At 63.1% G+C, this 13425-nt stretch carries 15 protein-coding genes; 14 read left to right on the top strand and 1 reads right to left on the bottom strand.

Translation table 11 applies throughout. The features are described 5' to 3' along the window. The first annotated feature begins 11 nt into the window (after positions 1-11). The 13 genes from nuoI to C7401_RS25690 all read left to right on the top strand — a co-directional run bounded on the left by nuoI (position 12) and on the right by C7401_RS25690 (position 11812). Positions 12-500: an NADH-quinone oxidoreductase subunit NuoI gene (gene nuoI / locus C7401_RS25750; protein ID WP_112174261.1), complete on the top strand. Its 489-nt coding sequence runs from the start codon at positions 12-14 to the stop codon at positions 498-500. A 176-nt stretch (positions 501-676) separates the two neighbouring features. Further along, positions 677-1372: an NADH-quinone oxidoreductase subunit J gene (locus C7401_RS25745; protein ID WP_112174260.1), complete on the top strand. Its 696-nt coding sequence runs from the start codon at positions 677-679 to the stop codon at positions 1370-1372. 17 nt (positions 1373-1389) lie between these two features. Beyond that, positions 1390-1695 carry an NADH-quinone oxidoreductase subunit NuoK gene (gene nuoK / locus C7401_RS25740; RefSeq protein ID WP_006052894.1) on the top strand — a complete coding sequence of 102 codons (306 nt, stop codon included), beginning with the start codon at positions 1390-1392 and terminating at the stop codon, positions 1693-1695. An 11-nt stretch (positions 1696-1706) separates the two neighbouring features. Next, the gene (nuoL, locus tag C7401_RS25735) at positions 1707-3761 is read left to right on the top strand and encodes an NADH-quinone oxidoreductase subunit L (protein ID WP_112174259.1); all 2055 of its coding nucleotides are present in this window, start codon (positions 1707-1709) and stop codon (positions 3759-3761) included. Positions 3762-3774: 13 nt separating this feature from the next. Next, positions 3775-5274 (top strand): NADH-quinone oxidoreductase subunit M, encoded by a 1500-nt coding sequence (locus tag C7401_RS25730; RefSeq protein WP_112174258.1) that lies wholly within the window; start codon positions 3775-3777, stop codon positions 5272-5274. Between the two features lie 24 nt (positions 5275-5298). Beyond that, the gene (gene nuoN / locus C7401_RS25725; protein WP_112174257.1) at positions 5299-6771 is read left to right on the top strand and encodes an NADH-quinone oxidoreductase subunit NuoN; all 1473 of its coding nucleotides are present in this window, start codon (positions 5299-5301) and stop codon (positions 6769-6771) included. After that, positions 6771-7073, top strand: a complete 303-nt coding sequence (locus C7401_RS25720) for a DUF2818 family protein (protein ID WP_112174256.1) — start codon at positions 6771-6773, stop codon at positions 7071-7073. The genes nuoN and C7401_RS25720 overlap by 1 nt, the downstream gene beginning before the upstream one ends. 104 nt (positions 7074-7177) lie before the next feature. Then, complete coding sequence (locus tag C7401_RS25715) at positions 7178-7768, top strand: NUDIX domain-containing protein (RefSeq protein WP_112174255.1); 591 nt, start codon at positions 7178-7180, stop codon at positions 7766-7768. Between the two features lie 233 nt (positions 7769-8001). Beyond that, a complete protein-coding gene (locus tag C7401_RS25710) occupies positions 8002-8436 on the top strand; it encodes a DUF1178 family protein (protein ID WP_112174254.1) in 435 nt (144 codons plus the stop codon). Between the two features lie 66 nt (positions 8437-8502). After that, entirely contained in the window at positions 8503-9711 is a 1209-nt protein-coding gene (locus C7401_RS25705) for an acyl-CoA dehydrogenase family protein (protein ID WP_112174253.1), read from the top strand. A gap of 11 nt (positions 9712-9722) precedes the next feature. Next, complete coding sequence (locus C7401_RS25700; RefSeq protein WP_112174252.1) at positions 9723-10847, top strand: acyl-CoA dehydrogenase family protein; 1125 nt, start codon at positions 9723-9725, stop codon at positions 10845-10847. A gap of 39 nt (positions 10848-10886) precedes the next feature. After that, positions 10887-11345, top strand: a complete 459-nt coding sequence (locus tag C7401_RS25695) for a MaoC family dehydratase (RefSeq protein ID WP_112174251.1) — start codon at positions 10887-10889, stop codon at positions 11343-11345. Further along, positions 11342-11812 (top strand): MaoC family dehydratase, encoded by a 471-nt coding sequence (locus C7401_RS25690; RefSeq protein ID WP_112174250.1) that lies wholly within the window; start codon positions 11342-11344, stop codon positions 11810-11812. Before C7401_RS25695 ends, C7401_RS25690 begins: the two co-directional genes overlap by 4 nt. Positions 11813-11884: 72 nt before the next feature. Here the strand turns inward: C7401_RS25690 and C7401_RS25685 are convergent, their stop codons facing one another. Further along, positions 11885-12595 carry a glutathione binding-like protein gene (locus C7401_RS25685; RefSeq protein ID WP_112174249.1) on the bottom strand — a complete coding sequence of 237 codons (711 nt, stop codon included), beginning with the start codon at positions 12593-12595 and terminating at the stop codon, positions 11885-11887. Positions 12596-12791: 196 nt separating this feature from the next. On the opposite strand from C7401_RS25685, the gene C7401_RS25680 reads away from it, so the two are divergent. Continuing rightward, entirely contained in the window at positions 12792-13352 is a 561-nt protein-coding gene (locus tag C7401_RS25680) for a hypothetical protein (RefSeq protein ID WP_112174248.1), read from the top strand. Positions 13353-13425 lie beyond the last annotated feature (73 nt).

Genomic DNA, 13425 nt, shown 5'->3' with positions numbered 1-13425 from the left:
CGAACACAACCATGAACGCTATCCAAAGCTTCTTCAAGACGTTTTTTCTGACCGAGCTGCTCAAGGGGCTCGCGCTGACGGGGCGTTACGCCTTCAAGCGCAAGTTCACCGTGCAGTTCCCGGAAGAAAAGACGCCCATTTCCCCGCGTTTTCGCGGTTTGCACGCGCTGCGCCGCTATGAAAATGGCGAAGAGCGCTGCATCGCGTGCAAGCTGTGCGAGGCCGTGTGCCCCGCGCTCGCGATCACGATCGAATCGGAAGTGCGCGAGGACAACACGCGCCGCACGACGCGTTACGACATCGACCTGACCAAGTGCATCTTCTGCGGTTTCTGCGAAGAGAGCTGCCCGGTCGACTCGATCGTCGAAACGCACATTCTCGAGTATCACGGCGAGAAGCGCGGCGACCTGTATTTCACGAAGGATATGCTGCTGGCCGTTGGCGATCGCTATGAAACGCAGATCGCGGCGAACAAGGCAGCGGATGCACCGTACCGTTGATCTTTCAGTTTGACGCTGCATCGGCCCGCGGTTCGGGCCGGCTGTTGGGAGCGCGTGTGCCAGATGGGCCGCGCATGACCTCAGCCTGACCGCCGCGGCGCGACGCTCACTGGTCTGGCCGCCAGTTTGCGCCGCGCAATCCGCCTCACGAAGGCCTCAACGATGAACCAGTAATCATGGAATTCACGACCGTCCTGTTTTACATCTTCGCGCTGCTGCTCACGCTGTCAGGGCTGAAGGTGATCACCTCGCGCAATCCTGTCTCGTCTGCGCTCTTCCTCGTGCTCGCGTTCTTCAACGCGGCCGCGATCTGGATGCTGCTCGAGGCCGAATTCCTCGCGATCCTGCTGGTGCTCGTCTATGTGGGCGCGGTGATGGTGCTGTTCCTGTTCGTGGTGATGATGCTGGATATCAACATCGACGTGTTGAGCCGCGACTTCAAGCGCTTCATCCCGGTGGCGACCATCGTGGGCGCGATCATCGTGATCGAAACCGCGCTGATCCTGTGGCACGGCTACGGTGCGACGAGCACGCCGGTGCCCGACACCACGCCGGCTGCCGCCGCCGCGATCTCGAACGCGCACCTGATCGGCAAGATCATCTATACCGACTACATCTTCGCCTTCGAAGTCGCCGGCCTCGTGCTGCTGGTGGCGATCGTCGCGGCCATCGCGCTGACCGTGCGCGAGCCGAAGGACTCGAAGCGCCAGGACGTGTCGAAGCAGGTCAGCGTGCGTCGCCAGGACCGCGTGCGCCTCGTGAAGATGCAGGCCGTCGTGGAAGTGCCGGAGCCGGCGGAACCGGCGCAAGCCGAAGCCGGCGCTGCACCCGCGGCGCCCGCCGCACCGGCTGCACCGGCAACGAAGAGCTAAGCGCGAAGGAGCGAACCATGCTGACACTGGCCCATTACCTCGTCCTCGGCGCGATCCTCTTTGCGATCTCGATCGTTGGCATTTTTCTCAATCGGCGCAACGTCATCATCATCCTGATGGCGATTGAGCTGATGCTGTTGGCGGTGAACACGAATTTCGTCGCGTTCTCGCATTATCTCGGTGACGTTCACGGACAGATTTTCGTGTTCTTCGTGCTAACTGTTGCGGCAGCGGAAGCCGCGATTGGTCTGGCTATTCTTGTGACTCTGTTCCGCAGCCTCGACACGATCAACGTCGAGGACCTCGATCAGCTCAAAGGCTAAGGCAGGCTGCTATGGCAACAACACTCAACGAATCCTTATTGCTGGCGATCCCGCTGGCGCCACTCGCCGGATCTCTCATTGCCGGTTTGTTCGGCAAGACGGTCGGGCGCGCGGGCGCGCATACGGTGACCATTCTGGGCGTAGCGATTGCGTTCGTGCTTTCGTGCATCACGTTGCTCGACGTGATGGGCGGCGCGAGCTTCAACGCAACGGTCTACGAATGGATGTCGGTTGGCGGCCTGAAGTTCGAAGTCGGCTTCCTCATCGACTCGTTGACGGCGCTCATGATGGTCATCGTGACCTTCGTGTCGCTGATGGTGCACATCTACACGATCGGCTATATGGCGGAAGAAGAGGGCTACCAGCGCTTCTTCTCGTACATCGCGCTGTTCACGTTCTCGATGCTGATGCTCGTGATGAGCAACAACTTCTTGCAGCTGTTCTTCGGCTGGGAAGCGGTGGGTCTCGTCTCGTACCTGCTGATCGGCTTCTACTTCAAGCGTGAAAGCGCCATCTACGCGAACATGAAGGCGTTCCTCGTGAACCGCGTGGGCGATTTCGGCTTCCTGCTCGGCATCGGTCTGCTGCTCGCGTACGGCGGCTCGCTGAACTACAACGACGTGTTCGCGAAGGGCCACGAAATCGCCGCGCTGACGTTCCCGGGCACCTCGTGGAACCTGCTCACCGTTGCGTGTATCTGCCTCTTCATCGGCGCGATGGGTAAGTCGGCGCAGTTCCCGCTGCACGTGTGGCTGCCCGATTCGATGGAAGGCCCGACGCCGATCTCCGCACTGATCCACGCGGCAACCATGGTGACGGCCGGTATCTTCATGGTCGCGCGCATGTCGCCGCTGTTCGAGCTTTCGGAAGCGGCGCTCTCGTTCATCGTCGTGATCGGCGCCATTACCGCGCTCTTCATGGGCTTCCTCGGCATCGTCCAGAACGACATCAAGCGCGTGGTCGCGTATTCCACGCTGTCGCAGCTCGGCTACATGACGGTGGCGCTCGGCGTCTCGGCCTACCCGGTCGCGATCTTCCACCTGATGACGCACGCGTTCTTCAAGGCGCTGCTGTTCCTCGGCGCGGGTTCGGTCATCATCGGCATGCACCACGACCAGGACATGCGCAACATGGGCGGCCTGCGCAAGTACATGCCCATTACGTGGATCACGTCGCTCGTCGGTTCGCTCGCGCTGATCGGCACGCCGTTCTTCTCGGGCTTCTACTCGAAGGACTCGATCATCGACGCCGTGAAGCTCTCGCACCTGCCGGGTTCGGGCTTCGCCTACTTTGCCGTCGTGGCCAGCGTGTTCGTCACGGCGCTGTACTCGTTCCGCATGTACTTCCTCGTGTTCCACGGTGAAGAGCGCTTCCGCGGTCCGAAGCATCCCGAGTCGCCGATGGGCATCGAAGCCGCGCATTCGGCTCACAACGGTCATGGTCACGGCCACGACGATCACCACGCACACGTGCCGCACGAGTCGCCGTGGGTGATCTGGGTGCCGCTCGTCCTGCTCGCGATTCCTTCGGTGATCGCCGGTGCGTTCGCGATCCAGCCGCTGCTCTTCGGCAACTTCTTCTCCAATGGCGTGGCGTTCCAGAACGTCATCTTCATTGGCGAGAACCACGAAGCGCTCGCGGAAATGGGCAAGGAGTTCCAGGGCTGGGCCGCGATGGGCGCGCATGCGTTCTCGGGTCTGCCGGTATGGCTCGCACTCGCGGGTGTGGTGGTGGCGTGGTTCTTCTACATGAAGCGCCCGGAACTGCCGGCCGTGGTGTCGCGCACGTTCTCGCCGGTCTACAAGCTGCTGTCTAACGCGTATTACCTCGACAAGATCAACGAAATCGTCTTCGCTCGCGGAGCGGTCGCTATCGGTCGCGGTCTGTGGAAGGAGGGCGATGTCGTCGTGATCGACGGCGTCGTGAACGGGAGCGCCAAGTTTATCGGCTGGTTTGCAACTGTCATTCGTTTCCTGCAATCCGGCTATATCTATCACTACGCATTTGCCATGATTATTGGCATGCTTGGCCTCCTTACCCTGTTTGTAACGCTCAGCGGCAAATAAGGCGAGGAAACGCATGCACGCAACTCCGATTCTCAGTATTGCGATCTGGATGCCGATCGTATTCGGCATCATCGTTCTTGTAGTGGGTTCCCGTCGGAACCCGAGTGCGGACCGCTGGCTCGCACTCATCGGTTCGGTGCTTAGTTTCCTCGTCACCCTTCCGCTCGTTGCGGGTTTTGATACGACCACGGCTTCTCTTCAGTTCGAAGAGAAGTCGGTCTGGATCGAGCGGTTCAATATTTCGTATCACCTGGGCGTCGACGGCATTGCGATGTGGTTCGTGGTGCTCACGGCGCTCATCACCGTGATCGTCGTGATCGCGGGCTGGCAGGTCATTACGAAGAACGTCGCGCAGTACTACTCGGCGTTCCTCATCCTGTCCGGTTTGATGATCGGCGTGTTCTGCGCCGCCGACGGTCTGCTGTTCTACGTGTTCTTCGAAGCCACGCTCATTCCGATGTACATCATCATCGGCGTGTGGGGCGGCCCGAACCGCGTGTACGCCGCGTTCAAGTTCTTTCTTTACACGCTGGCCGGCTCGCTGCTCATGCTGGTTGCGTTGCTGTACCTGTACCGCATCACGGGGACCTTCGATCTCGCCACCTGGCAGGATGCGAAGATTGCAATGACGCCGCAGATCCTGCTGTTCATCGCGTTCTTCTTCGCCTTCGCCGTCAAGGTGCCGATGTGGCCGGTCCACACGTGGTTGCCGGACGCGCACGTGGAAGCGCCTACGGGCGGCTCGGTCGTGCTGGCCGCCATCATGCTGAAGCTCGGCGCATACGGTTTCCTGCGTTTCTCGCTGCCGGTCGCCCCGGATGCGAGCCACTACCTGGCGCCGGTCATCATCACGCTGTCGCTGATCGCCGTGATCTACATCGGTCTCGTGGCGATGGTGCAGGCGGACATGAAGAAGCTGGTCGCGTACTCGTCGATTGCCCACATGGGCTTCGTCACGCTCGGCTTCTTTATGTTCGGCCCGTCGAGCCAGCTGGCCGTGGAGGGCGCGCTGATCCAGATGATCTCGCACGGCTTCGTCTCGGGCGCCATGTTCCTGTGCATCGGGGTGCTGTATGACCGCATGCACACGCGCGATATCGCCGACTACGGCGGTGTGGTCAACACCATGCCGAAGTTCGCCGCGCTGGCCATGTTGTTCGCGATGGCCAACTGCGGCCTGCCGGGCACCTCGGGATTCGTCGGCGAATTCATGGTGATCCTGGCGGCTGTGAAGTTCAACTTCTGGATCGCATTCGGGGCGGCGTTCACGCTGATCCTGGGCGCGGCCTATACGTTGTGGATGTACAAGCGGGTGTACTTCGGCGCCATCGCGAACGATCATGTTCGCGAGCTGAAGGACATCAACTGTCGCGAATACTTCATTCTTGCGGTGCTCGCGCTGTTTACGCTTTTCATGGGCATCTACCCGAAGCCCTTTACCGATGTGATGCACGTTTCCGTGGAAAACCTCCTCTCCCACGTCGCAGTGTCGAAACTGCCGCTGTCACAGTAATACCGAGCGGAGGAACAAAAGATCATGCCAAACGCCCCTTTGAACGCTCTGCTACCCGACGCCCTGGTGATGACCGGCCTCGTCGTCGCGTGGATTAACGACACGTTCTCCGGCCCTTCGGGCCGTCGCACGACCTATTTCATCGCGCTGCTGACTACGGTCGTGGCCGGCATCTGGTTTGCGGTGAACGCGTTCGATCCGCAAGTGCACTACTACTTCACGCGCATGTACGTGGTCGACCCGTTCGCCAGCGCGATGAAGTCCGTGGTCACGCTCGGCTACGCCGTGTCGATCGTGTACTCGCGCAAGTACCTCGAAGACCGCGACATGTTCCGGGGCGAGTTCTTCCTGCTTGGCATGTTCTCGCTGCTTGGCCAGATCTGCATGATCTCGGGCAACAACTTCCTCACGCTGTACCTCGGCCTCGAGCTGATGTCGCTTTCGCTCTACGCGGTCATCGCACTGCGTCGTGATGCGGCGCAGTCGAACGAAGCGGCGATGAAGTACTACGTGCTCGGTGCGCTGGCTTCCGGCTTCCTGCTCTATGGCATCTCGATGCTGTACGGTGCGACCGGTGCGCTCGAACTGAACGAAGTGTTCAAGGCCGTCGCCTCCGGTCACATCAACGATATCGTCCTGCTGTTCGGCGTGGTGTTCATCGTCGCGGGCGTGGCGTTCAAGATGGGCGCGGTGCCGTTCCACATGTGGGTGCCCGACGTCTATCAAGGCGCGCCCACGGCCATGACGCTGCTCACCGGCGGCGGCCCGAAGGTCGCGGCATTCGCCTGGGCCGTGCGCTTCCTCGTGATGGGTCTGCTGCCGCTGGCCGTGGACTGGCAGGAAATGTTGATCATCCTCGCGGCGCTGTCGATGATCGTCGGCAACATCACGGGTATCGTGCAGCGTAACGTCAAGCGGATGCTCGCGTACTCGGCCATTTCGAACATGGGCTTCGTGCTGCTCGGCCTGCTCGCCGGCATCGTCGACAACAAGGCGACGGGCGCGGCCAGCGCGTACAGCTCGGCCATGTTCTACAGCATCGTCTACCTGATCACGACGCTCGGCGCGTTCGGCGTCGTCATGCTGCTGACCCGCCGCGACTTCGAGGCGGAAACGATCGACGACTTCAAGGGCCTGAACCAGCGCAGCCCGGTGTTCGCGTTCGTCATGATGCTCATGATGTTCTCGCTCGCCGGCATTCCGCCGACCGTCGGCTTCTATGCGAAGCTCGCCGTGCTCGAAGCGACCATGAACGCGGGCCTCACGTGGCTTGCCGTGCTCGCCGTGATCACGTCGCTGTTCGGCGCGTTCTACTACCTGCGTATCGTCAAGCTGATGTACTTCGACGCGCCGCAGGACACCGCGCCGATCGAGAGCCACGCATGCAACCGTGCGCTGCTCACGCTCAACGGCGTGGCGGTGCTCGTGCTCGGCATCATTCCGGGCCCGCTGATGTCGCTCTGCTTGCAGGCCGTTTCGCATACGTTGCCGCTCTGATGTCGGCAGCGGGCTGGTTTATCGTGCTGTTGGCGCTCGCGGGCGCCAACCTGCCGTTCCTCAACCAGCGATTGTTCGGCGTCGTACCGCTTCGCGCACCGAAGAAGAGTGCGTGGATTCGCATCGCTGAAATGATCGTGCTGTATTGTGTGGTCGGTGCGTTCGGCTTCCTGCTGGAAGCGCGCGCCGGCAACCGCTTTGACCAGGGCTGGCAGTTCTACGCGATCACCTTCAGTCTTTTTGTCGTGTTCGCGTTTCCCGGCTTCACCTGGCAATATCTCGTCAAACGCCGCACGGCGTGACGCGCGCGGCCCGGCCTGACGGCCGGCGCGCGGCGTTCGATCGAATCCCGTTCAAGCGGCGCGCCCGCAATTTCCCGACTTCTTGAGCACCCACGAGGCTGAACATGGCTGAACATCATCAACACGATCCGGCGCTCGCCGAGACGTGCGTGGAAAGCACGACACTTTACGCGGGCAACTTTCTGACCCTCAAGCGCGACACCGTGGCCCTGCCGGACGGCAAGCACGCCACGCGCGAGTTCGTTCAGCATCCCGGCGCGGTGATGGTGATTCCGTTGTTCGACGATGGGCGCGTGCTGATGGAGCGCCAGTACCGCTATCCGCTCGCGCGCGTGATGACGGAGTTCCCGGCCGGCAAGCTCGACCCGCAGGAGGGTGCGCTCGCTTGCGCGATCCGCGAACTGAAGGAGGAGACGGGCTACACGGCGCGCGAGTATATCTATCTCACGCAGATCCACCCTGTGATCTCGTACTCGACTGAGTTCATCGACATCTATCTGGCGCGCGGCCTGACGGCGGGCGCGGCGCAGCTCGATGACGGCGAGTTTCTCGAAACCTTCACGGCGACGGTTCCCGAATTGCTCGAATGGGTCCGCACGGGCAAGATCACCGACGTGAAAACGATCATTGGCACGTTCTGGCTCGAAAAGGCGCTCTCGGGCGCATGGCCGCTCGCGCAGCCGGAGCAGGGCTGACACGCGCGGCGTGCATCGATTTCCCGGTAGACGGCGGCCCGCGTGGCCGCCGTTTTTCATTGAGGCAACCGTATGGAGCAAGGCGGAAGCCGAAGCACCTTCAGCGCGCCCGTGCCAGCGGAGCTACAATCGATCGCCCGCGATAATCCGTGGTGGTTGGCCGCAAGATTTTTTTCGAACGGTCGTTCACAAATTTACGTTTTGCGCTACACTCAACGCAAGCCTCGATTCCCATGAAGGTCCTCGATTTACAGTGTCCAGACGGCCACCGGTTTGAAGGCTGGTTCGCATCGGTTGACGACTTCGAGTCGCAACTGTCCCGCAAGCTGGTCGAATGTCCGATGTGCGGCGCCACCCATGTGACCCGCGTGCCGTCCGCGCCCCGGCTGAACCTCTCCGGCGCGAGCGAAACGCCCAAGGCGTCGCCTCGCGATCAGGCGGAGCAGTGGCAGGCGCATGCGATGCGAGTGATACGCGAGGTCCTCGAGAAGACGGAGAACGTAGGCGACCGTTTCGCCGAGGAGGCGCGGCGCATTCACTATAACGAAGCGCCGTCGCGCAACATCCGTGGAGTCGCTTCCGCGGAAGATGCGCAAGCTCTCGTCGAAGAAGGCATCGATGTGATGCCGCTGCCGGTTCCGGCCGCGCTGAAGGGTCCGCTGCAATAACGTCACGCGGGTCTTCGCCGCGGCGCGGGTTCGATCCGCACCGGCCGCGGCCAGGAGACACTGCGCATGGATCTGGACTACACCCCCGCCGACGACGCGTTTCGCGCCGAAATCCGCGCCTGGCTCGAGGCTAACCTGCCTCAAGCGATGCGCGACAAGGTTCTCAACCACAAACGCCTCACGCGCGACGACATTGCCAGCTGGCACAAGCTGCTCGGCAAGAAGGGCTGGTCCGCGCCCGCGTGGCCCGTGGAATGGGGCGGCCCCGGCTGGAGCGAAACGCAACGCCATATCTGGGACGCCGAGTGCGGCCGCATTGGCGCGCCGATGGTGCTGCCGTTCGGCGTTTCGATGGTCGCGCCCGTGCTCATGAAGTACGGCAACGAGGCCCAAAAGCGTCGCTATCTGCCGCGCATCCTGTCCGGTGAGGACTGGTGGTGCCAGGGCTATTCGGAGCCGGGCTCCGGTTCCGATCTCGCCTCGCTGCGCACCCGCGCCGTGCTTGTCAAAAGCGGCGAGGGCGACCACTACGTCGTCAACGGCCAGAAAACCTGGACCACGCTCGGCCAGCACGCCGACATGATGTTCTGCCTCGTGCGCACCGATCCGGCAGCGAAGAAGCAGGAAGGCATCTCGTTCATCCTCGTCGACATGAAGACGCCCGGCATCACCGTGCGCCCGATCATCACGCTCGACGAAGACCATGAGGTCAACGAAGTATTCTTCGAGGACGTCAAGGTGCCCGTCGAGAATCTCGTCGGCGAGGAGAACCGCGGCTGGACCTACGCGAAGTATCTGCTCGGCCATGAGCGCACGGGCATCGCCCGGGTGGGCGCCTCGAACCGCGAACTCGCCTTCCTCAAGGGCGTCGCGCTCAAGCAGAAGAAGAACGGCAAGCCGCTGCTCGACGATCCCGTGTTCGCCGCGCGCGTGGCGGCCGTCGAAATCGAGTTGATGGCGCTGGAAGTCACGGCCGAGCGCGTGATCGCGAGCGCGTCCAACGGGCGCGGCCCCGGCCCCGAGGCGTCGATGCTCAAGATCAAGGGCACCGAGATCCAGCAGGCGCTGACCGAGTTGATGGTCGATGCGGTCGGCCCGCTTGCGGCGCCGTTCGATCCGGCCTTCCTGGAAGGTGAGCGCGCCCACGCGGCAGGCGGCGACGACGACGCGGCACCGCTCGCGGCGTACTACTTCAACTATCGCAAGACGTCGATCTACGGCGGGTCGAACGAAATCCAGAAGAACATCATCTCGCAGATGATCCTGGGGATTTGAGGAGCGGCGCAATGAACTTCAATTTCACCGAAGAACAACAGCAACTCGCCGACGCGCTGCGTCGCTATCTCGACAAGAACTACGGCTTCGAAGCACGCCAGGCGATCGTGAAGTCGCCCGCGGGCGTGTCGAGCGAGCACTGGAAGGCGTTCGTCGAACTCGGCCTCACGGCCTTGCCGGTGCCTTCGGAGCAGGGCGGTTTCGACGGCACGCCGTTCGACATGCTCGTGGTCATGCAGGAGTTGGGCCGCGCGCTGGTCGTGGAGCCGTACTGGGCGAGCGCCGTGGGCGTCGAAGCGCTCAAGCTCGCCGGTGCCTCCAACGCGGAAAACGCGGCGCTGCTCGAACGGGTCGCCTCGGGCGAGGTCAAGCTCGCCGCCGCGTTCCACGAACCGCAGGCGCGCTACGACCTGTTCTCGCTCGATACGCAGGCGCAGGAAACCGGCGACGGCTTTGCGCTCTCCGGCACGAAGTCGGTCGTGCAGCACGGCGCCCAGGCCGACTACTGGATCGTGCCGGCGCGGCTGGCTGGCGAGGTGGCGCTCTTCATCGTCGCTCGCGACACGAAGGGCGTCGAGGTGAGCGACTACCGCACGATCGACGGTCAGCGCGCCGCGACGCTCACGTTCAGGGACGCGCACGCGCGCCGTCTGGGCGACGCGCACACCGGCGCCGCCACGTGGGAGAAGATCGCGGACTACGCCACCTTCCTGCTGTGCGCGGAGGCGGTGGGCGCGATGGACGCGCTCAACCATGCGAGCGTCGAATACACGAAGACGCGCCAGCAGTTCGGCGTGCCGATCGCGCGCTTCCAGGCATTGCAGCACCGCATGGCGGAGATGCTGATCCACGCGGAGCAGGCTCGTTCGCTCACGTACCTCGCCGCCGCACGTTACAGTAGCGAGTCGCCCGACGAGCGGCGTCGCGCCATCTCGGCGGCGAAGGTGCGCGTGGGGCAGGCGGCGCGCTTCGTCGGCCAGCAGGCCGTGCAGTTGCACGGCGGCATGGGCGTCACCAACGAAGTCGCGGCGGCGCACCTGTTCAAGCGTCTCGCGATCATCGAAACGACGCTTGGCGACGTCGATCATCATCTTGCGCGCTTCGCGTCGCTGCCCGGCTTTGCGCGGGCGGCGTGAGGCGCGGTGGCAGCACGGCATACAAGCGGAGAGTCTGGGATGGGCCTGAGTTACGAAGATCTTGAAGTCGGCAAGCGCTATGTGATCGGTTCGCACACGTTCGGGCGCGACGAGGTGGTGCAGTTCGCGGAGCAGTTCGATCCGCAGCCGTTCCACCTGAGCGAAGCGGCGGGCGAAGCGTCGATGTTCGGCGGGCTCGTCGCGAGCGGCTGGCACACCTGCTCGATCATGATGGGCATGCTCGTGCGCAACTTCCTGAGGGACTCCACGTCGATGGGTTCACCCGGTGTCGACGAGATCCGCTGGCTCAAGCCCACGCGCGTGGGCGACACGCTCACGATGACGAATACGGTCGTGAGCAAGCGCGTGTCGCAGAGCAAGCCCGATCGCGGCATCGTCGAAACGCTGTGGGAAGGGCACAACCAGCATGGCGAACTGATCGTGACGGTGCGCTCGAAGGCGCTGTTCGGCCTTCGCCATCCGGGGGCCGCATCATGAGCGAAAGTGACGTGATGCAGATCGCCGACGCAGCCGCGTTGCGCGCGCTGATCGGCGCGCCCGCGCTCGTGAGCGGCTGGCGCGTGGTGACTGAAGCGGACGTGCAGGGTTTTGCCGATGCCACGGGCGATCACCAGTGGATTCATATCGACGCGGAACGCGCGCGCCGCGAGTCGCCGTTCGGCGGCCCGATCGCGCACGGCTTCCTCACGCTCTCGCTCATTCCCGCGCTGCTCGGCGAGACGCTGCATATGCGCCAGCGCATGGGCGTGAACTACGGCCTGAATCGCGTGCGCTTCACGCAGCCGGTGCCGGTGGGCGCGAAGGTGCGCGCGCGGATCGCGGTGAAGGAAGCGAGCGACGTGGAAGGCGGAGGCGTACAGGTCGTGTGGGATGTGAGCATCGAGCGCGAGGGCGGCGAGCGGCCCGCTTGCGTGGCCGAATTCATTACGCGCCACTACTTCTAGGAAGGTTGCGCGCGCAATAAAAAGGGGCGCTCCGCTGCAAGGCGGGCGCCCCTTGTTTTTACCGCGCGGCGATCAACCTGCCGCGTGCTTCGCGTACTGGGTCGCGCCGAACAGCATTTCCTTCGCCTTGTCGTCCATCAGCGGCTTGCGCGCGTTCGCGAGCACCTCGACGCCGCGCTTGACCGCCGGACGCGCTGCGATCGCTTCGTGCCAGCGCTTCACGTTGGGCAGCGCGTCGAGATCGACGCCCTGGTTCTGCCAGGAGCGCGTCCACGGGAACGCGGCGATGTCGGCGATGGTGTACTCGTCGCCCGCCAGATACTCGGTCTTTTCGAGCTGCGTTTCCATCACGTTGTAGAGGCGCTTCGCCTCGTTCGTATAGCGATTGACCGCGTAGTCGATCTTCTCGGGCGCGTAGATGCGGAAGTGGTGCGCCTGGCCGAGCATCGGCCCGAGGCCGCCCATCTGGAACATCACCCATTGCAGCACGTCGTAGCGCGCGGCGAGATCTTCGGGCATGAAGCGGCCCGTTTTCGCGGCGAGATAGATCAGGATCGCGCCCGACTCGAACAGCGAGAACGGCTCGCCGTCTGCCCGGCGCGGGCCTTCGGAGTCGGTGATGGCGGGAATCTTGTTGTTCGGGCTGATGGCGAGGAATTCGGGCTTGAACTGGTCGCCGGCGCCAATATCGACCGGATGCACGCGGTACTCGAGGCCGGTTTCCTCGAGCATGATATGGACTTTGTGACCGTTCGGCGTGGCCCAGCTGTAGACATCGATCATCGTGGCTCCTTGGCACCAGTGAGGGAGGGCGCCGCGACACCTGGCGCGACGCCGGATCTGGCGCAAATTAGCATAGATCGGGGGGCGGCGCTGAGCGTGCTCCAGTGACCTCAATCGCCTCATGGGTTCCTTCTGCGCCGCTGACTGGCATCATGGCGTTTATCGTTCAAACACAGTGGTTCGCACAAGGTCTGTGATGGTCGAGCAAGCGACGCCTTTGACACGTTTTCTGCCCAGTCATACGTTTTATGAGCGCCATGAAGCGCCGGTAGCCGGGGCCTCGTCAGCGCACATTATCGATGCCGTCGCGAGTCTCGATATGCGCTCCGATCCGGTCATCGATGGGCTCCTTCATCTGCGCGAGTGGCCAGATCGCCTCGTCCGGCGCATGCACGCGAAGCCGTACGTGTCCTTCGGCTTCGGCACGTTCACGCTGCTTCAGCGCGATGACCACGAACTCTCGCTCGGGCTCGCGGGTCGCTTCTGGCGGCCCGATTTCGGGCTGCTGGAAGTGGCCGATGCCGACGCATTCGCGGCGCTCGTGCGCCCCGATGTCGCGAAACTGGTTTTGCGTTTTCGCGTGGCGACGTTGGGGCAGGGGAATGCGCGCCTTGTGACCGAAACATTCGTCCATTGTCCATCGTGGCGCACGAAAGCGATGATGACGCCCTACTGGTTCGCCATTCGCGCATCGAGCGGGTGGATCCGGCGCCGCACGCTGGCCATGGTGGTGAAGGCACTCACCGTGCAACCGTGACGAGCGCCTCGCACTGCATCGGGCCGCTTCGCGTGACGCGAAGGCCGTGCCCGATGCAACCGCACGTTGACCT

The organism is Paraburkholderia unamae (assembly GCF_003268775.1).
GTDB lineage: Bacteria > Pseudomonadota > Gammaproteobacteria > Burkholderiales > Burkholderiaceae > Paraburkholderia > Paraburkholderia unamae.
Note: the sequence above shows the minus strand (reverse complement) of the source record. Positions and strands in the feature narration are given on the sequence as shown.